20 protein-coding genes are annotated in these 18308 nt (G+C 40.8%); all 20 read left to right on the top strand.

Annotated features, from left to right (window positions below):
- Positions 1–5: 5 nt before the first annotated feature.
- Complete coding sequence (locus ACFPA1_RS14760; protein ID WP_378583938.1) at positions 6–1055, top strand: NAD(P)H-dependent glycerol-3-phosphate dehydrogenase; 1050 nt, start codon at positions 6–8, stop codon at positions 1053–1055.
- Positions 1056–1358: 303 nt separating this feature from the next.
- A complete protein-coding gene (locus ACFPA1_RS14755) occupies positions 1359–1544 on the top strand; it encodes a DUF2768 domain-containing protein (RefSeq protein WP_213145022.1) in 186 nt (61 codons plus the stop codon).
- A 28-nt stretch (positions 1545–1572) separates the two neighbouring features.
- Positions 1573–2280, top strand: coding sequence for a hypothetical protein (locus ACFPA1_RS14750; protein WP_213145023.1), 708 nt, complete (start codon positions 1573–1575; stop codon positions 2278–2280).
- A 308-nt stretch (positions 2281–2588) separates the two neighbouring features.
- Positions 2589–4067, top strand: coding sequence for a stage IV sporulation protein A (gene spoIVA / locus ACFPA1_RS14745; RefSeq protein ID WP_213145024.1), 1479 nt, complete (start codon positions 2589–2591; stop codon positions 4065–4067).
- A 344-nt stretch (positions 4068–4411) separates the two neighbouring features.
- Positions 4412–4684, top strand: a complete 273-nt coding sequence (locus ACFPA1_RS14740) for an HU family DNA-binding protein (RefSeq protein ID WP_213120357.1) — start codon at positions 4412–4414, stop codon at positions 4682–4684.
- 152 nt (positions 4685–4836) lie between these two features.
- A complete protein-coding gene (folE, locus tag ACFPA1_RS14735; protein WP_213145025.1) occupies positions 4837–5403 on the top strand; it encodes a GTP cyclohydrolase I FolE in 567 nt (188 codons plus the stop codon).
- Positions 5404–5432: 29 nt separating this feature from the next.
- Positions 5433–5669 (top strand): trp RNA-binding attenuation protein MtrB, encoded by a 237-nt coding sequence (gene mtrB / locus ACFPA1_RS14730; protein WP_213120359.1) that lies wholly within the window; start codon positions 5433–5435, stop codon positions 5667–5669.
- 224 nt (positions 5670–5893) lie between these two features.
- Positions 5894–6700, top strand: a complete 807-nt coding sequence (locus ACFPA1_RS14725; protein WP_213145026.1) for a heptaprenyl diphosphate synthase component 1 — start codon at positions 5894–5896, stop codon at positions 6698–6700.
- Between the two features lie 3 nt (positions 6701–6703).
- Entirely contained in the window at positions 6704–7408 is a 705-nt protein-coding gene (locus ACFPA1_RS14720; protein WP_213145027.1) for a demethylmenaquinone methyltransferase, read from the top strand.
- A gap of 39 nt (positions 7409–7447) precedes the next feature.
- Positions 7448–8410, top strand: coding sequence for a heptaprenyl diphosphate synthase component II (hepT, locus tag ACFPA1_RS14715; RefSeq protein ID WP_213145028.1), 963 nt, complete (start codon positions 7448–7450; stop codon positions 8408–8410).
- Positions 8411–8507: 97 nt separating this feature from the next.
- A complete protein-coding gene (ndk, locus tag ACFPA1_RS14710) occupies positions 8508–8954 on the top strand; it encodes a nucleoside-diphosphate kinase (RefSeq protein WP_213145029.1) in 447 nt (148 codons plus the stop codon).
- Positions 8955–9118: 164 nt separating this feature from the next.
- Positions 9119–10291 (top strand): chorismate synthase, encoded by a 1173-nt coding sequence (gene aroC / locus ACFPA1_RS14705; protein WP_213145308.1) that lies wholly within the window; start codon positions 9119–9121, stop codon positions 10289–10291.
- Complete coding sequence (aroB, locus tag ACFPA1_RS14700; RefSeq protein WP_213145030.1) at positions 10291–11361, top strand: 3-dehydroquinate synthase; 1071 nt, start codon at positions 10291–10293, stop codon at positions 11359–11361. Before aroC ends, aroB begins: the two co-directional genes overlap by 1 nt.
- A gap of 20 nt (positions 11362–11381) precedes the next feature.
- Positions 11382–11756 (top strand): chorismate mutase, encoded by a 375-nt coding sequence (gene aroH, locus ACFPA1_RS14695; protein WP_213145031.1) that lies wholly within the window; start codon positions 11382–11384, stop codon positions 11754–11756.
- A gap of 44 nt (positions 11757–11800) precedes the next feature.
- A complete protein-coding gene (gene hisC / locus ACFPA1_RS14690; protein WP_378583931.1) occupies positions 11801–12889 on the top strand; it encodes a histidinol-phosphate transaminase in 1089 nt (362 codons plus the stop codon).
- A gap of 83 nt (positions 12890–12972) precedes the next feature.
- Complete coding sequence (locus ACFPA1_RS14685) at positions 12973–14079, top strand: prephenate dehydrogenase (RefSeq protein WP_213145033.1); 1107 nt, start codon at positions 12973–12975, stop codon at positions 14077–14079.
- A 26-nt stretch (positions 14080–14105) separates the two neighbouring features.
- Complete coding sequence (gene aroA, locus ACFPA1_RS14680) at positions 14106–15395, top strand: 3-phosphoshikimate 1-carboxyvinyltransferase (protein WP_213145034.1); 1290 nt, start codon at positions 14106–14108, stop codon at positions 15393–15395.
- 104 nt (positions 15396–15499) lie between these two features.
- Positions 15500–16399, top strand: a complete 900-nt coding sequence (locus ACFPA1_RS14675) for a hypothetical protein (RefSeq protein WP_213145035.1) — start codon at positions 15500–15502, stop codon at positions 16397–16399.
- A 23-nt stretch (positions 16400–16422) separates the two neighbouring features.
- Positions 16423–17688 carry a tetratricopeptide repeat protein gene (locus tag ACFPA1_RS14670; protein WP_378583928.1) on the top strand — a complete coding sequence of 422 codons (1266 nt, stop codon included), beginning with the start codon at positions 16423–16425 and terminating at the stop codon, positions 17686–17688.
- Between the two features lie 42 nt (positions 17689–17730).
- Positions 17731–18297 (top strand): ReoY family proteolytic degradation factor, encoded by a 567-nt coding sequence (locus tag ACFPA1_RS14665; protein WP_213145037.1) that lies wholly within the window; start codon positions 17731–17733, stop codon positions 18295–18297.
- Positions 18298–18308 lie beyond the last annotated feature (11 nt).

Raw genomic sequence — 18308 nt, 5'->3', positions numbered from 1 at the left:
TCGTAATGGAAGAGAAACAAAAGGCTGCTGCCGTCGTCGGTGCTGGATCCTGGGGGACAGCCCTGGCGATGGTACTGGCAGATAATGGACTCGGGGTCCGGTTGTGGAGCCATAATGAGGAACAAGTTAAAGAAATCAATCAGTTTCATATAAACAAAAAATATTTGCCCGGAATAGACCTTCCTGAATTAATCGTTGGCTATGCTTCCTTAAGCGATGCCTTGGCAAATATTAAGCATGTTATTTTAGCGGTTCCCACAAAGGCCATTCGCGAGGTCATTCGGAAAATTCAAGCTGTCGTAACTTCTCCGATTATGATAACACATGTAAGTAAAGGGATTGAGCCCGATACTTTGATGAGAATTTCGGAAATCATCAAGGAAGAAATGCCTGAAGAGCTGTTAGATGCTGTCGTTGTTCTTTCTGGTCCAAGCCATGCCGAGGAAGTTAGTCTCAGACACCCGACAACGGTTGCGGTTACTTCGGAAAATATGGAGGCAGCTGAAGAAATTCAGGATTTATTTATTAACCACAATTTCCGTGTCTATACGAATTCCGATGTAATTGGGGTTGAGATTGGTGGTGCCTTGAAAAACATTATTGCCTTGGCTGTAGGAATTACCGATGGTTTGGGCTATGGGGATAATGCCAAAGCTGCCCTAATGACAAGAGGATTGGCTGAAATCGCTCGGCTTGGCACAAAAATGGGAGCTAACCCGTTAACTTTCTCCGGCTTGGCAGGAATAGGCGATTTAATTGTCACCTGCACCAGTGTTCATTCAAGAAACTGGAGAGCAGGAAATTTATTAGGGAAAGGAAAAACTCTAGAGGAAGTACTTGATAGCATGGGTATGGTCGTGGAAGGTGTCAGAACCACGAAAGCTGCTTACCAGCTGGCCGAAAAATATGAAGTAAAAATGCCTATTACCCGTGTGCTCTATGATGTTTTGTTTAATGGCAAAAATGCAAAAGACGGGGTAGAGGTATTAATGGGCCGCAGCAAAACGCATGAGATGGAAGATTTGGTTAATATTTTGGATGAAAGAAATATATAACGAAAAAAATGTGCTATTTCCCTCAAAAAATAGGCATTCTTCTGATACGCTTTAACATGAAAATGCATACAATGCAACGAAGCAACGAAGCAACTTGGTAGTATGACGCTGGAGTATGGGTTATTTAGTCTTGACCTGGCTGAAGTAAAGAACTCGCCCCTCTTTACTTCAGTTTTTTATTTTTATAGGCTTTGTTAAACTGGTCTGTTGATTTCCGCTCCAATCAACAGTAAGCGTTAACTTAGCCTATTTTCAAAAGGACAAGCTATGTTATAATAACATTCGGACAAGGGGGGAATTACGTTGTCACCAGGTATGTTAAAGATGTGGATATCCGTTGGCGGAATGGCTTTAATGTTTCTCGCCATTATTACCATTTATTTGAGCAGGTATAAATTAACAGGAGTACTCCGTTTTGTTACAGCTATTCTTGCCTATCTATTTATGATTGCAGCAGGGCTGACACTGCTTATCGTATTCCTGACATGACGAAAAATATACATATAAAGGTGATTATATGAAGTGGAAGATGCTGGGCTTGTGTGCAGCTTTGGCTTTCCTGTTAACGGGATGTATGTATCCAAAGGAGGAATTGGCAAAGAATCAGATTCCCTACAAGGATCAAATACAAGCAGTTCAAACGGCTGTGGACGATTTTAGAAATGATAATGGCGGTATACTGCCAATCAAAACGAAAGAAGCGGGTACCCCTATTTATCAAAAGTATCCAATTGATTTTAAAAAGATTGCCCCCAAATATATAGCTGAACCACCCGGTAATGCGTTTGAAAACGGGGGTATATTCCAATACGTTTTGGTTGATGTGGAAACCAGTCCAACGGTGAAACTTATTGACTTAAGAATGGCTGAAACGATCCGGGATATGAAATTAAGATTAAAGGCAATGGGGTATCCGCCCTATAAAAAACAAATTGCCAAAAATGTGTTTACTCTAGACTATAAAAAATTGGGATATAAGGAGCCTCCATATGCCGTCAGTCCGTATTCCAATCAAAATTTATCCTTTGTCATCACTGGGAATGCCGAAGTATATATAGATTACAGCCCTGACCTTTATCAGGCAATTAAGAAATCAGACCAGAAGGTGAATCCTGGCGAGGATATCCGGCCTATTCTAGTCAATAACTCTATGTTCGTTCCGGCTTTTTCCCTGCCCTACACCGTAGACCCAAAAACAAATGAACCGGTATTTCTAGAAGAATAAGATTTAAAAGTCATAACCCTTTTCCTGCGAAATATATTGTAGGAGAAGGGTTTTTTTTCAATAAATAAACGCGGTACGGCGAATTCCTAATTCCATCGTATCGATGAACATAAATAGAAACCCTCCATCCATTTTGACCTTACAGGTACTGTAAATACCAGCATTACATGAAATTTTTTTTGAAGGAGGTAAAAAATTTTTAGAAAAGTGTCATAACTGGGTAGGACAACATCATAAACATATACTGTCCAAAAATACCTATATGGATGAAACTATCCCACTTTACTCTATGATCAGGAGGGGATCACTTGGAAAAGGTAGATATTTTTAAAGATATTGCCGAAAGAACGGGCGGCGATATTTATTTAGGAGTAGTCGGAGCAGTACGAACAGGAAAATCAACATTCATTAAAAAATTTATGGAGCTTGTTGTCTTACCGAATATAAACAGCGAAGCAGATAGATCGCGAGCACAGGATGAGCTTCCGCAAAGTGCAGCTGGAAAAACAATCATGACAACTGAGCCTAAATTTGTTCCAAACCAGGCCGCAACTGTTCATGTTGATGAAGGCTTGGATGTCAACATAAGACTTGTGGATTGTGTTGGCTACACAGTACCTGGAGCTAAAGGGTATGAAGATGAAAATGGCCCTAGAATGATTAATACGCCATGGTATGAAGAACCTATTCCGTTCCATGAGGCCGCTGAAATTGGCACAAGAAAGGTCATTCAGGAGCATTCTACAATAGGTGTGCTGGTTACAACAGATGGAACCATTGGAGAGATTCCAAGGAGTAATTATATCGAGGCCGAGGAAAGGGTTATTGAAGAGCTCAAAGAAGTCGGCAAGCCGTTTATTATGGTGGTGAACAGTGCCCAGCCATATCATCCAAGTACAGAGACTCTAAGGTCCAACCTGGCTGAAAAATATGACATTCCTGTCATTGCCATGAGTGTTGAGAGCATGCGGGAAAATGACTGCTTAAATGTACTCCGCGAAGCACTTTATGAATTCCCTGTTCTTGAAGTCAATGTCAATCTGCCAAGCTGGGTAATGGTTCTAAAGGAAAATCATTGGCTGAGAGAAAGCTATCAGGATGCTGTTAAGGAAACGGTAAAAGATATCAAGAGATTGAGAGATGTCGACCGGGTTGTACAGCATTTCAGTGAGTTTGAGTTTATTGACAAGGCAGGACTCGCCGGAGTGGAAATGGGGTCAGGTGTAGCTGAAATCGATTTATTTGCTCCGGATGAATTATATGATGATATTTTAAAAGAAATAGTCGGGGTAGAAATCAGAGGAAAAGACCATTTGCTAGAGCTTATGCAGGATTTTGCCCATGCAAAAGCGGAATATGATCATATTGCAGACGCCCTAAAAATGGTAAAACAGACGGGCTATGGAATTGCTAGTCCAACACTTTCAGACATGAGCCTCGAAGAGCCGGAAATAATCCGTCAGGGTTCCCGTTTCGGTGTTAGATTAAAAGCTGTTGCACCATCCATTCACATGATTAAAGTGGATGTGGAATCAGAATTTGCGCCGATTATTGGAACAGAAAAACAAAGTGAAGAGCTAGTCCGTTACCTAATGCAAGATTTTGAAGATGACCCGCTTTCTATTTGGAATTCTGATATATTTGGCCGCAGTTTGAGTTCCATCGTACGTGAAGGCATTCAGGCTAAGATTTCCTTAATGCCGGAAAATGCTAGATACAAATTAAAAGAAACACTTGAAAGAATTATCAACGAAGGCTCAGGCGGTTTGATTGCCATTATTTTATAAAATTGGACTCCTCTGGAGTCTTTTTTTTATGCGTTTCTACCCAATTATGACCAATAAAGTAGAATTTTGTAGAAGAAAAGAAAAGATTCCCATAATTTCTTGAAATCTTCTTGATATGCTGAATTGATTATGATAATCTTTTAACAGAATTACGTTAGTAGTGCATCAGTCCTTTATTTTAAAAGGTTTTTTCAAAGATTTAGAAATTGCTGCAAATGCGGTAATTTTTATAACTTTTACAATAAAACTGCGCTGTTGAACGTATAGAAATCAGAAAAAGTGTTTAGAAATGTAGATAAGTAATCTTATTTATCTCGATAAACCTTTGGGAGGAGGTGAAAGGCATGAACAAGACAGAACTTATTAATGCAGTAGCGGAAGCCAGCGAACTTTCTAAAAAGGACGCAACTAAAGCGGTTGATGCTGTTTTTGATTCGATTTTAGATGCTTTAAAGAATGGTGATAAGGTTCAACTTATCGGTTTTGGTAACTTTGAAGTACGCGAGCGCGCAGCACGTAAGGGGCGTAACCCTCAAACTGGTGATGAAATCGAAATCGCGGCAAGCAAGGTTCCTGCTTTCAAACCAGGTAAAGCGCTTAAAGACGCAGTAAAATAATTACATAAATTATTGCTTTAAGCGAATGCTTAAGAGCAAAGGCCATGGCAAACACCATGGCCTTTTTCTTTGGCACTGTTAAATTGCCTGCTAAGAAAACAATATGCTAATATGTATTTGACATCTATTAGAGGCAAATAGGAGGAGTTAACATGGCAGAGGTAAATCGTGCCCAAATTGAAGAGGCGGTACGTTTAATATTAGAAGCAGTCGGGGAAGATCCAAATCGGGAAGGACTTCTTGACACCCCTAAGCGTGTGGCAAAAATGTATGAAGAAGTTTTTAGCGGGTTAAAGGAAGATCCTAAAAAGCATTTTGAAACGATTTTCAGTGAGGATCATGAAGAATTGGTATTGGTGAAGGATATTCCGTTTTATTCGATGTGTGAACACCATCTTGTCCCATTTTTCGGGCATGCTCATGTGGCCTATATCCCGCGTAATGGCCGTGTAACGGGCTTAAGCAAGCTGGCAAGAGCCGTCGAAGCTGTTGCCAAAAGACCACAGCTGCAGGAACGAATTACTTCCACCATTGCTGATAGTATTATGGAAAAATTAGAGCCACACGGTGTAATGATTGTGGTGGAAGCAGAACATATGTGTATGACGATGCGTGGAGTGAAAAAACCGGGAGCAAAAACCGTAACAACTGCTGTTCGTGGAACACTTGCCGAGGATGTCAGCGCCCGCTCCGAAGTGCTCTCCTTAATAAAAAATTAACTTTTTCTAAAACTTTAGAGGTGATGATGATGGAAAACCGGCAGCCACAAAGTAGTGATTATATTGTCATTAAAGCAAATGATGATGGAGTTAGTGTCATTGGTCTGACGAGAGGTACTGATACAAGATTTCACCATTCTGAAAAGCTTGATAAAGGTGAGGTATTAATTGCTCAATTTACAGAGCATACTTCTGCTATTAAAATTAGAGGGAATGCCAAAATTCTTACTCAATACGGGGAAATTGAAAGTGAAATAAAAAAATAGAGGACTTTTTGGTCCTTCTGTTTTTTATAAGAGTATTCTTAGTTGATGAGAAATATAATTATTTTGTGAATTCCTGCTCATGGATGTTTATATGTGTTATAATGGTGACTGCCTTGTTTATTGGCAGAGTTTTTCTTACTTAATTATTTAACATGCATTTTCCTTTTGGATTAGGAAATAAGAATACATAATGATACTACTTCGGGGAACAAGGGTGATTAAAAATGCAGGATATTCGACAAAAGTTAATAAGCATTAAGGAAAAAGTCGAAAACCGTGTTTTTGATCCTTACTTGCTACAATTTATTGAGACCCCAATAGTTGACGAGGATAAACTCCTAATTTTAGTTTCCATCATGGACCGGATGGATTTGTCTTATCACGAAATGGAAAACTATGCCCTCTCGACTATGCTGGTACAAATCGCCCTCGATACCCATGAACATATTACCTCAACAAATGAGGAAAAAAACCGGCAGCTTACTGTTTTGGCCGGGGATTATTTTAGCGGATTGTATTATAAGTTCCTAGCCGATTCAGATGACATTTTCATGATAAAAGCACTGTCGGAAGGAATTAAGCAAGTAAATGAACATAAGACTTCAGTATATTTTACCGAGTCAGAGGATATCGAACAGCTGATGAAAAGCATGATGGTCATTGAAACCTCGCTGCTTTCGAAGCTTGCCGAATATTTTAATATCGACCTTTGGAATGATGTTCTAGCCTATTACTTGCTATTCAAACGGTTATTAAACGAAAAGGCTTTATTTCTTCAAACCGGCAGCTCCATTTTATTTGCTGCATTGAAAAAAATAATGGTACCACTCCACGACCATAACAAAGACTTGCCGGATATTCAGAACGATCAGCTTTTAAAGGTATGTGACCGGTATCTTGAACTTTCAAAGCAAATAATTGAAAAAGGGATTCCAAAGCTTCCATTTCTAAATCATTTGCTTGAAGACAGGATTTCCAATTTATTAAATCAATATCAGCCATATGCCAAAACATTTGTGGAAGAAGGGTGAAACATGCAGCAATCGAAAGAACAACGTGTTCATCAAGTGTTCGAAAAAATTTCTGATAGCTACGACAAAATGAACTCTGTTATCAGCTTTCAGCAGCATATTAGATGGCGTAAGGACACGATGAAAAGAATGAATGTACAGCCTGGCTCAAAAGCACTGGATGTCTGCTGCGGGACAGCTGATTGGACAATTGCTATGGCAGAAGCTGTCGGTCCATCCGGAAAAGTGATTGGCTTGGATTTTAGTCAGAATATGCTAAACGTAGGTAAGGAAAAAGTCCGCGAGCTTGGGTTGAATCAAGTTGAACTCATCCATGGCAATGCAATGGAACTGCCTTTTCCTGATAATAGCTTTGATTACGTCACCATTGGCTTTGGTTTAAGGAATGTGCCGGATTACCTGCAGGTACTAAAAGAAATGCAACGGGTTGTAAAACCGGGCGGAATCGGGGTTTGCCTTGAAACATCTCAGCCAACCCTTATTGGTTACAGACAGCTGTTTTTCTTTTACTTCCGCTTTATTATGCCTTTATTCGGAAAGATGTTTGCGAAAAGCTACCAGGAATACTCTTGGCTTCAAGAGTCTGCGCGCGATTTTCCAGGGATGAGAGAGTTGGCTAGAATGTTTGAGCAGGCTGGCTTTCAAAATGTTAAATATAAGCCATACAGCGGCGGTGCGGCTGCTGTTCATATCGGACATAAGAAATAACATGGAACAAAGACAGGATGAAAAGCTAGGTGGATACAAATGAAATTAAAAATGATGTATTCATTTTTGAATTCGGATATTAGTTTAATCGAGAAAAAACTGGAGGAGACGATCAAATCAGAGTCTATCCTCCTGCAGCAAGCTTCGTTGCATACATTACAAGCCGGGGGAAAAAGAATTCGTCCTGTTTTTGTTTTGCTTGCAGGAAAATTTGGCACCTATGATATAAACGTAATGAAGAATGTTGCGGTTGCATTGGAACTAATTCATATGGCCTCGCTTGTTCATGACGACGTCATCGATGATGCTGACTTAAGAAGGGGACAGCCTACTGTCAAAGCAAAATGGGATAACAAGACTGCGATGTATACGGGTGACTTCGTGTTTGCTCTTGCACTCGAATTGATGACTAATATCAAGCATCCTTTAGCCCATAAAATTTTGGCCAATGCCATAGTCGAAGTAAGCGTGGGGGAAATCCAGCAATTTAAGGATAAATATCGTTTTAATCAGAACCTTCGGGACTATCTCCGCAGAATTAAAAGAAAAACGGCTTTGTTAATTGCTGTCAGCTGCCAGCTTGGGGCGGTTGCCGCAGATGTTGAAGAAGCCATTCATAAAAAGCTTTATCGGTTTGGGTATTATGTGGGAATGTCCTATCAGATAATTGACGATATTTTGGACTTTACGGGAACAGAAAAAGAATTAGGCAAGCCTGCTGGCGGTGATCTTCTGCAAGGAAATATCACGGCGCCCGCTCTGTTTGCAATGGAAAATGAGGCAGCCCGGAAAGAAATAGAAAAGGTCCATGCAAACAGCTCAAAAGCCGACATAGAAAGAATTATTTCTTTGATCAAGCAAACCGGTGCAATTGAAAAATCGCTTGCATTAAGTGACCTTTATTTAGAAAAGGCCCTGTCGATTCTAGAGGAACTGCCTGCCAACAAAGCAGGTAAAGCGCTTCGGGATATTGCCAGGAACATTGGCAGAAGAAAATTCTAGTTTGATTATAGTCTTGCCATTTATACCAAACAATGTTAATATTTTCGTGGATTGTTTTCGCTAGCAATCATATACATAATTTTTAGGAGTGGAATAGATGGAAAGAACTTTTTTAATGGTTAAACCAGATGGTGTACAACGTAATTTAATTGGTGAAATTGTTGCCCGTTTCGAGAAAAAGGGCTTCCAATTAGTTGGAGCAAAATTAATGAACATCTCTACAGAACTTGCTTCTGAGCATTATGGCGAGCATAAAGAGCGTCCATTCTTCGGGGAATTAGTTGATTTCATTACCTCCGGACCAGTATTTGCAATGGTATGGCAAGGTGAAAACGTGATTACGACTGCCCGCCAAATGATGGGTTCTACCAATCCAAAGGATGCTGCACCTGGAACAATCCGCGGTGACTTTGGCTTAACGGTCGGCAAAAATGTTATTCACGGCTCTGATTCACCTGCAAGTGCACAACGTGAAATCGGCATTTTCTTCAATGAGGCTGAGTTAGCAGAATACACAAAAATAGTAAACGAATGGATCTATTAATCCAAATATTAAAAGCACTTGTATGACAAATACAAGTGCTTTTTTGTATACGCATTCATAAAGAAAATTTCTTTTTTCTGAATTGTCCTACTATGTTTATTCGGCTGTATATGTTATATTGATACATAATTCTTTAATGAGTTGAAGGGGGAAAGAATATGGGAATGAGGTACTTAACTGCGGGAGAATCCCATGGTCCGCAGTTAACGACAATATTAGAAGGTTTTCCAGCAGGTATGCCTTTAGAGGCAGATGATATAAATAATGATCTTTCAAGAAGGCAAAAGGGCTACGGCCGCGGCAGAAGAATGCAAATTGAAAAGGATACTGCAGAGATTATGTCAGGTGTCCGCCATGGATTGACACTCGGCTCTCCGATTGCTTTAGTCGTTAAAAATAACGATTGGAAGCATTGGACAAAAATCATGGGGGCTCAACCACTTGAAGAAGGCCAGGAGGACGAAGTAAAAAGAAAAGTTAGCCGGCCAAGGCCAGGCCATGCCGACTTAAATGGTGCGATAAAATATGGACATCGTGACATGAGAAATGTCCTTGAACGTTCGTCCGCACGTGAAACAACGGTTCGGGTAGCAGCAGGGGCAGCAGCCAAAAAGCTGTTGTCGTTAGTTGGTGTGGACCTTGTATCACATGTTGTTGAAATTGCTGGGATAAAGGCGAATGTTGACAGTTCAATTACACTGAAGGAATTAAAAGAGCGGGCAGAAAATTCACCAGTACGGACCGGGGACCCAAATGTGGAGCAGGAAATGATGAATGCTATTGATGAGGCCAAGAAAAATGGTGATTCCATAGGTGGCGTAGTGGAGGTCATTGCGACTGGGATGCCGGCTGGCGTGGGCAGCTATGTTCATTATGATCGTAAATTAGATGCAAAATTGGCCGCGGCAATTGTCAGCATTAACGCATTTAAAGGTGTGGAAATCGGCATTGGTTTTGAAGCAGCCTCTAAACCAGGCAGTCAAGTCCATGATGAAATAGCTTGGAATAAAGAGCAAGGCTACCACCGTTTGACAAACCGGCTAGGCGGTTTTGAAGGCGGAATGACAACAGGTATGCCAATTGTTGTCCGCGGTGTCATGAAGCCGATTCCGACCCTTTATAAACCGTTAATGAGCGTTGATATTGAAACAAAAGAACCGTTTTCAGCCAGCGTTGAACGTTCCGACAGCTGTGCCGTTCCAGCGGCAGCTGTGGTGGCGGAAAGTGTCGTAGCTTGGGAGCTTGCAAACGCGTTAGTAGAGCAATTTTACAGCGACCGTTTCGACACCTTTGCGGCAGAAATCGATAAGCAGCGTGCCTATGCGAGGGATTTCTAATGGACACAATTCAAATCCATACAAAGTCAAAAAACTATCCTGTCTTTGTTGGAGAAGGTACCCTTCAAGACATAGGCCCGTTTTTAACGCATCACTTTCCTAAATTGACAAAACTATTCATTATCACGGATGAAACAGTTGCAGGGCTTCATCTAGAGAAGCTTCTGACCGTCTTAGAACCCTTCAAAACGACTGTTTTTACTGCTCCGAAGGGTGAGAAGGCTAAAACCTTTGAGGTCTATTATAATGCCTTATCAACCGCACTTGAGAACCGTCTTGACCGGAAATCCATCGTATTAGCCTTGGGCGGGGGTGCTGTTGGAGACCTGTCAGGATTTGTTGCGGCTTCTTTTATGAGAGGAATTCCATTTATTCAGATACCAACCACAATCCTTGCACACGATAGTGCCGTAGGCGGTAAGGTAGCCATTAATCACCCGCTTGGCAAAAATATGATCGGCGCTTTTTATCAGCCAGAGGCTGTTTTTTATGACTTGGAATTGCTTAAGACTCTGCCAATCCAGGAGATTCGCTCGGGATTTGCGGAAGTGATTAAACATGCCCTTATCAATGATGCTTATTTTTATCAATGGCTTTCCTCCAATATAGATGATTTAAATTCCCTAAAACTGGAGGAATTATCGAAGTCATTAACAAAAGGAATTCGGATTAAAAATGAATTTGTCAGTCAAGATGAAAGGGAAACAGGCGTCCGTGCCTTTTTGAATTTCGGGCACACATTGGGTCATGCCATTGAAGCGGAAATGGGCTATGGGAATTTCACTCATGGTGAATCGATCATGATTGGGATGGTGTTTGCCTTAAAGCTCAGTATCGAGTATAGAGGGCTCTCTTTTCCATTGCCAGAATTCATCCAATGGGTTGAAGGGCTGGGGTATCAAACCAAGATACCTGATCATTTATCTCTTGAGAAATTAGTAACCAAAATGAAACAGGACAAAAAGTCCATTGGGGAAACGATTCATTTTGTATTCCTCGAAGAAATAGGGAAACCGGTACTTCAAGAAGTAAATGATGCTGATATTCTTGAAAGACTCAAAAGTTTTTAAAGCGAAGGGGGAGTTTAGCCATGATTAGAGGGGTGAGAGGAGCGACAACGGTTGACGCAAACACGGAAGAAGCGATTGTATCTGCAACCGAGGAGCTTTTGGCAAAATTGATTGAGGTCAATCATATCGAGCCGGACTCCGTCGCATCCGTTTTTATTTCTACAACTGAGGATGTCAATGCCGTTTTTCCTGCAAAGGCATTGCGTAATTTCGCTGGCTGGACATATGTTCCGGTCGTATGCATGAGAGAGATTCCTGTTCCAGGTTCTTTAAAAATGTGCGTAAGAATCATGATGCACGTCAACACATCTGTTTCCCAAAAAGACATCATTCATGTCTATTTAAAGGATGCAGTGGTACTTAGACCAGACTTAGGCAGCAGTTTGTCATTATAGGGCTCTGTCCATTTTAGAAAAATACAGAAAGGATGTAAATGATCATGAGATGGAAAGAACAATTATTAACTCTTACACCATATCAACCAGGGAAATCCATTGAATCAGTAAAAAGACAATATAATTTAGAGCAAATTATTAAGCTGGCTTCGAATGAAAATCCGTTTGGATGTTCACAAGCGGCTCTTTCAGCACTAAAAGAAAATTCAACAAGCCTTGCTATTTATCCTGATGGGTATGCCACAATTTTAAGAGAAAAGCTTGCTTCCTTCCTACAAGTGGGCGAGGATGAAATTATCCTTGGAAACGGTTCAGATAACCTAATCCAGATGATTTCAAGGGCGCTCCTGCATCCAGGTGCCAGCACGATCATGTCGACCCATACGTTTTCCCAATATAAGCACAACGCTGTAATTGAAGGGGCTGTCATTAAAGAGGTGCCTGACATTGATGGGGAGCATGATTTAGAGGGATTTTTGACGGCCATTGATGATCAAACCAATGTTATTTGGGTGTGCAGTCCGAACAATCCAACTGGTACATATATACCGGAAAATAAACTGATCCCATTCCTTGATCAAGTTCCTGAACATATTCTTGTCGTACTTGATGAAGCCTACTATGAATATGTGGTGGCGGAGGATTACTATGATTCCACAAGTCTCGCACAGAAGTATCCGAACTTGATTGTGCTAAGGACATTTTCAAAAATTTATGGCTTAGCAGCGCTCCGTGTCGGTTATGGGATTGCCAATAGCAGCATTATCAAAGCGCTTGAGCCAGCAAGAGAACCATTTAACGTAAACTCATTAGGGCAGCTTGCCGCAGCTGAAGCTCTTTCCGACCAAGAGTTTGTCGAGCAATGCAAGCAGAAAAATAGACAGGGTCTTGCTCAATATTACGAATTTTGCAAGAACAACAGCCTGAAATATTATCCATCCCAAACGAATTTCGTTTTAATCGATTTTCAAGTAGATGCGAATGAGGTATTTCAGTATTTGTTAGAACGAGGCTATATTGTCCGCTCCGGTAAAGCACTTGGTTTTCCAACAGCAGTTAGAATTACAGTAGGCTCTCCTGAACAAAATGAAGGATTAATCAAGGTTCTAGAGCAATTCCTTTCAGAAAAATAAACAGCAGTGCCTAAGAAAATTGTCCAGCATATGGCGCCGATAGAAAGGCGCCTTACGCTTTTTGTTTTAGGGGGAGTGATCCATTGAAAGGCCGGGTTTTTGTTATTGGATTAGGGTTAATCGGGGGCTCGCTGGCGCTTTGTATAAAAAAGGAGCATCCGGAATCGACCATTATTGGATTTGATATTAATAGAGAACAGGTCAGACTTGCCAAAATGCTGGGTGTCATTGATGAAACAGCGGAGAATATTCCCGATGGCTCACAGAATGCTGATTTAATTATCGTTTCCGCACCTGTAAATGATTCGAAAACGATACTCAAGGCTCTCTCCACATTACCATTAAAACCGGATGTCATTATTACTGATACGGGCAGCACAAAGAAGATAATCGTCGAAAATGCTGCTGATTTAAGGGACAAGGGAATCACTTTTATTGGTGGTCATCCGATGGCGGGGTCGCATAAAAGTGGTGTTTCAGCTGCGAAGGATATCTTGTTTGAAAATGCTTTTTATCTTTTAACCCCTGAAGAAATGGTCGATATAGACAAGGTAGATGAGCTTAAGGGCTGGTTAAAAGGAACAAAGGCAAAGTTTTTGACAATAACACCTGAAAACCATGATTATCTGACAGGCATTGTCAGTCACTTTCCGCATATTATTGCCGCATCCATTGTCCGCCAGACAGAAAAATTATCTGAATCGGAATCCCTAATCCCCCGTCTTGCGGCAGGAGGCTTTAGAGACATTACCAGAATTGCCTCCAGCAGTCCAAATATGTGGAAGGATATTTTGTTGCACAATCGGGAAAATCTAATTGCTCTATTAAATCAGTGGCAGGAAGAAATGGAAGGGGTAAAGGAATTACTCCAAACAGGTAACGAAAGGGATATCTATCAATATTTCTATCAGGCTAAACAATATCGGGACGGCCTGCCAATCAAAGAAAAGGGTGCAATCCCAGCCTTTTATGATTTATATGTTGATATTCCAGACGTTCCCGGGATTGTTTCTGAAGTGACCGGTTATTTGGCGAAGGAAAATATCAGTATCACAAATATTCGTATCCTCGAAACACGAGAGGATATTATCGGAGTCCTTGTCATTAGTTTTCAAACAGAAGGAGACAGGCAAAGAGCCGAGAAGTGTATTCTTACTTATACAAACTACTCCACCTCCAATGGGAGTTAAAAAGATTTAAATTAAAAGGTGATGACATGACTTCATTAAAGCTAGCAACAAATAAAAAAAGTTTAACCGGTGAATTAACGATTCCAGGGGATAAATCAATCTCCCATCGTTCTGTCATGTTTGGTTCGATTGCCCACGGAGAAACGCGGGTCACGAATTTCTTACCAGGTGATGATTGCCTAAGCACCATTTCCTGTTTTCGTAAACTCGGAGTAACCATTGAAGAAAATGGCGGAGACCTCCGCATTCTAGGCCAAGGTTTTGAAGGCTTAACCGAGCCTGACGAAGTTTTAGATGTGGGCAATTCCGGCACAACCATACGATTACTAATGGGAATATTAGCAGGCAGACCATTTTTCTCTACACTTGTGGGTGATGAGTCGATAGCGAAAAGACCTATGACCAGAGTAACAGGTCCATTATCGAAAATGGGTACCGCTATCGACGGTCGGAAAAATGGAGCATTTACTCCCATCTCCATAAGAGGTGGCAAATTAAATGCTATTCATTACGAACTTCCAGTTGCAAGTGCACAGGTAAAATCAGCACTGATTCTCGCCGGTCTTCAGGCCGAAGGCGAAACGACGATTTTAGAACCGGCCGATACTCGTGATCATACCGAGAGAATGATTCGTAAGTTTGGCGGAAAGATTTCTAAAGAAGGTCAAACCATTAGGGTAGAAGGGGGACAAAGGCTGTCTGCAGCAAGTGTAAATGTGCCAGGAGACATATCTTCCGCGGCGTTTTTCCTAGTTGCCGGCGCTGTTGTGCCAAATAGTGAAATCGTTCTGAAAAACGTAGGTTTAAATCCGACCCGGACAGGGATCATTGAAGTTCTGAAAAACATGGGCGCTGAACTAGAGATTATCCAGACCGAGGATGATTCTTTCGAGCCAGCGGGTGATCTTGTGATCAGAACATCAAGCTTGAACGGTACGGTAATCGAGGGCGAGTTAATTCCTAAATTAATCGACGAAATTCCCGTCATTGCTCTTCTTGCCACGCAGGCCGAAGGTCAAACGGTCATAAAGGATGCAGAGGAGTTAAAGGTAAAGGAAACTAACCGGATTGACACAGTTGTTCATGAACTGAAGAAACTAGGTGCGGACATCGAAGCAACAGAGGATGGGATGATTATTCACGGCAGAACCAAACTTCATGGCGGAGTAGTGTCCAGTCACGGGGACCATCGAATCGGTATGATGCTTGCTATCGCTTCTCTCCTTTGTGAAGGTGAGGTCACCTTGGATAACCCAGAAGCAATCGCCGTCTCCTACCCTAATTTCTTTACACATTTAGAAAGTCTAATTCACTAAAAAGCTGCCTTCCGGGGCAGTTTTTCCTTTTTGAGCCTCATGTCCTATCATACTTTTTCAAAAATCTGCATAGCTTGTCTTAAACAGATGAAAAGGGTGAGAGGATGGCGTATATCATTGAAAATGCCAATATCCTAAAAAGGAAAGAGCTGAAAACGTGCTCGTTATTCATACAAGACAACCGGATTGCTTCCATCCAATCAAATTTTAAGTACTACCGTCATATTAAAATGGACCTAGAGCCATATATCATGACCCCTTCATTTGTCCTGTTGAATTCAAACATTCCACTGAAAAACTCGTTTCAAGACATGAAAAAATGGATGATTGATTACTTTCTTACCAAAGGCTCCACTACCTTATTCACTTATGTACAGGCTTCCTTTGCAGAGGAAATACCCGATAAAATCAATGAACTGAAAGTTGCCCTCAGTAGCAGCCCTATTGATTATCTAATCGGAGTAAAAATACCAATGCGACTGATTACCCCTTCAATGATCCGCAAATGTAAAAAAGAAAAAGTGCCTGCCATTTTTGTTGATTTGGATAACCCTGATGAATTAGCGTCCGTACCATGGGGATGGATTAGAGAAGCGTTATTTCCCTACAATTGCCCGTTAATTCCAATTTTTTCTTCAACAGAAAAGAAGGAAGCAAAGGCCGTTCTGTCGAAATGGTTAACTATAATGGAAAAGGAAAAAATACCGGCACTATTAGAGGAATTAGAAGAAAACATACCGCTCTCAGCAACTGTTTTAAATAAGATTGGTTTATTTCCGCATAAAGGCAGCCTGATGAACGGGACAGAACTAAGCTATAATCTATATGAAAAGTCCAGGGAAATCATCAATGTTGATGAAGCTGCTTTATTTCATTATTATGGTGATAGACTAGCAATCACAGTACACAAGGGAAAAATCGTCCGTTCTGGGAAAGAGGTATTATTTAAACCAGGATATGGAGAATATGTAAAGGTGCGAACACCATCGTTTTTTTCCTTGTAAGTAAACGGGAGAGGTATTTGTCAATGGAGCGAATCAAGAAAATTATTACGATGTTAGAAAACGGCCAACATAAAGAGGCCTTAAATGAATATAATGTTGTACTACAAAGCGGCATGCCAGAGGAGAAATTTCTTCTTGGTGAAGAGTTATTCCAATATGGTTTTCTCGATGAAGCAAGGGCCTTGGTAGAGAATTTGTTAAACAGCTATCCTGAAGAAGGAGAACTGCTGATTCTTCTTGGTGAAATTCTGATTGAAGCAGGTGAAGAGGAAGAAGCCATTCTTGTTTTGGAAAGAATCTCCGAACTTGATGTTCATTATGCGCAAAGCCTGCTGCTCATGGCTGACCTTTATCAGCTGCAAGGATTATATGAAGTTTGTGAAAACAAACTCTTAAAAGCAAAGGAAATCTTACCAAATGAAATCATCATTGATTTTGCACTAGGCGAACTTTACAGTGAACAAGGGGAAGTAACAGCAGCTTTAAATGCCTATGAAAAGGTTCTTAAAGAGACAACTGAAGTTGCCAGTGTTAACATTTATGCCCGAATGGCAGACCTGTTAAGTGCATCCGGCGTTTTTGAAGAAGCATTAGTTTATTACGACAAAGCGCTTGAAGAGAAATTAGAAATAAACACACTTTTTGGTTACGCTTTCACAGCCCTGCAGGCAGGCTACAACCGGACAGCTATTGAAAAGTTTATAGAATTAAAAGAACTAGATCCGGAATATCATTCGCTTTACTTACTTCTTGGAAAGGCTTATGAGCGGGAGGAAGAGCTTGAAAATAGCCTCCGGATTGTTCAAGAGGGCATTAAAATTGACGAGTTTAATAAAGATTTATTTTTCTATGGTGGTCAAATTGCCGCCAAGCTAGGGAAACTTCCCGAGGCTGAACAATATTTGCGGGAAGCACTTGTTTTGGACCCAGGATTCACTCAGGCTGTAATGGTGTTGAATAAGCTGTTTTTACAGGAAGAGCGCTTTGAGGATGTTTTACTTCTTCTATCAGATCTTGGATTGACCGACGACGAAGAGCCTCAGCTTTTATGGGACTCAGCCCTTGCTTATCAAAAGTTGGAGTCATATTCAAAAGCATTAGACAAATATAAAAGTGCATATACTTTTTTTAAGAATAACGAAACTTTTTTACAGGATTATGGATATTTTCTAATGGAAGAAGGAAAAACCACCCCTGCCGCCGAAATTTTTAAACAACTGCTCGCATTTGATCCAACCAACAGCGAGTATCTGGATGTGCTTGAACGTCTTGGCGAATTTGAAGAATAAATAAAACAAAAAAGATGAATATGCAGAGGAGGGAATACGACTATGGCAACCCCTGTTTCTGTCAACGAGAAGAAGGATTTTATACGCTGGTTTTTAAATCATTATCAATTAAAAAGAAGAGAATGTGTATGGATTCTAAATTATTTAATGAGTCACGATCAGCTTATGGAAAAAGTTCATTTTGTGGAGCAGGCCCAATATTGTCCGCGCGGCCTGATCATGTCGACTCATTGTGTGGATAAAGTGCCATTCCGCTTTTATAAAGAAAATGTGATGACCACAGATGCCGAAAAGTCCTTCCATGATATTCGCTTGAATCGCGATGAGGACATTTATATTCAATTAAATTTTCATGCTTCTAATCAAGCACACCAGTATGCAGCTGTTTTGGAGGAGAATCCATACGTTCCGAAACACCTCCAGGTAAATGAGAAGGATGGAATCGTAGCAGAGCAATTTTTGCAAAACAGTATCGAGCGCTTTCAGCGGGAAAAACTCCTCCAATTAATAGATGAGGCCCTAGATAAACAAGACCGCCCCGCTTTTGAACGATTAACCAAACAACTAAATAAATTAAAAGCAACCGAACCAAAAGGAAGCCTGCGCTAAGCAGACTTCTT

Origin of the sequence: Neobacillus sp. GCM10023253 (assembly GCF_042653105.1) — a bacterium.
In the GTDB taxonomy this organism is placed as follows: domain Bacteria; phylum Bacillota; class Bacilli; order Bacillales; family Cytobacillaceae; genus Neobacillus; species Neobacillus citreus.
Note: the sequence above shows the minus strand (reverse complement) of the source record. Positions and strands in the feature narration are given on the sequence as shown.

What these genes read in the sequence shown, in the direction of transcription:
- ACFPA1_RS14760 (WP_378583938.1), top strand. Translation starts at nt 6, where the DNA reads ATGGAAGAGAAACAAAAGGCTGCTGCCGTCGTCGGTGCTGGATCCTGG.
- ACFPA1_RS14750 (WP_213145023.1), top strand. Translation starts at nt 1,573, where the DNA reads ATGAAGTGGAAGATGCTGGGCTTGTGTGCAGCTTTGGCTTTCCTGTTA.
- ACFPA1_RS14740 (WP_213120357.1), top strand. Translation starts at nt 4,412, where the DNA reads ATGAACAAGACAGAACTTATTAATGCAGTAGCGGAAGCCAGCGAACTT.
- folE (WP_213145025.1), top strand. Translation starts at nt 4,837, where the DNA reads ATGGCAGAGGTAAATCGTGCCCAAATTGAAGAGGCGGTACGTTTAATA.
- mtrB (WP_213120359.1), top strand. Translation starts at nt 5,433, where the DNA reads ATGGAAAACCGGCAGCCACAAAGTAGTGATTATATTGTCATTAAAGCA.
- ACFPA1_RS14725 (WP_213145026.1), top strand. Translation starts at nt 5,894, where the DNA reads ATGCAGGATATTCGACAAAAGTTAATAAGCATTAAGGAAAAAGTCGAA.
- ACFPA1_RS14720 (WP_213145027.1), top strand. Translation starts at nt 6,704, where the DNA reads ATGCAGCAATCGAAAGAACAACGTGTTCATCAAGTGTTCGAAAAAATT.
- hepT (WP_213145028.1), top strand. Translation starts at nt 7,448, where the DNA reads ATGAAATTAAAAATGATGTATTCATTTTTGAATTCGGATATTAGTTTA.
- ndk (WP_213145029.1), top strand. Translation starts at nt 8,508, where the DNA reads ATGGAAAGAACTTTTTTAATGGTTAAACCAGATGGTGTACAACGTAAT.
- aroC (WP_213145308.1), top strand. Translation starts at nt 9,119, where the DNA reads ATGAGGTACTTAACTGCGGGAGAATCCCATGGTCCGCAGTTAACGACA.
- aroB (WP_213145030.1), top strand. Translation starts at nt 10,291, where the DNA reads ATGGACACAATTCAAATCCATACAAAGTCAAAAAACTATCCTGTCTTT.
- aroH (WP_213145031.1), top strand. Translation starts at nt 11,382, where the DNA reads ATGATTAGAGGGGTGAGAGGAGCGACAACGGTTGACGCAAACACGGAA.
- hisC (WP_378583931.1), top strand. Translation starts at nt 11,801, where the DNA reads ATGAGATGGAAAGAACAATTATTAACTCTTACACCATATCAACCAGGG.
- aroA (WP_213145034.1), top strand. Translation starts at nt 14,106, where the DNA reads ATGACTTCATTAAAGCTAGCAACAAATAAAAAAAGTTTAACCGGTGAA.
- ACFPA1_RS14675 (WP_213145035.1), top strand. Translation starts at nt 15,500, where the DNA reads ATGGCGTATATCATTGAAAATGCCAATATCCTAAAAAGGAAAGAGCTG.
- ACFPA1_RS14670 (WP_378583928.1), top strand. Translation starts at nt 16,423, where the DNA reads ATGGAGCGAATCAAGAAAATTATTACGATGTTAGAAAACGGCCAACAT.
- ACFPA1_RS14665 (WP_213145037.1), top strand. Translation starts at nt 17,731, where the DNA reads ATGGCAACCCCTGTTTCTGTCAACGAGAAGAAGGATTTTATACGCTGG.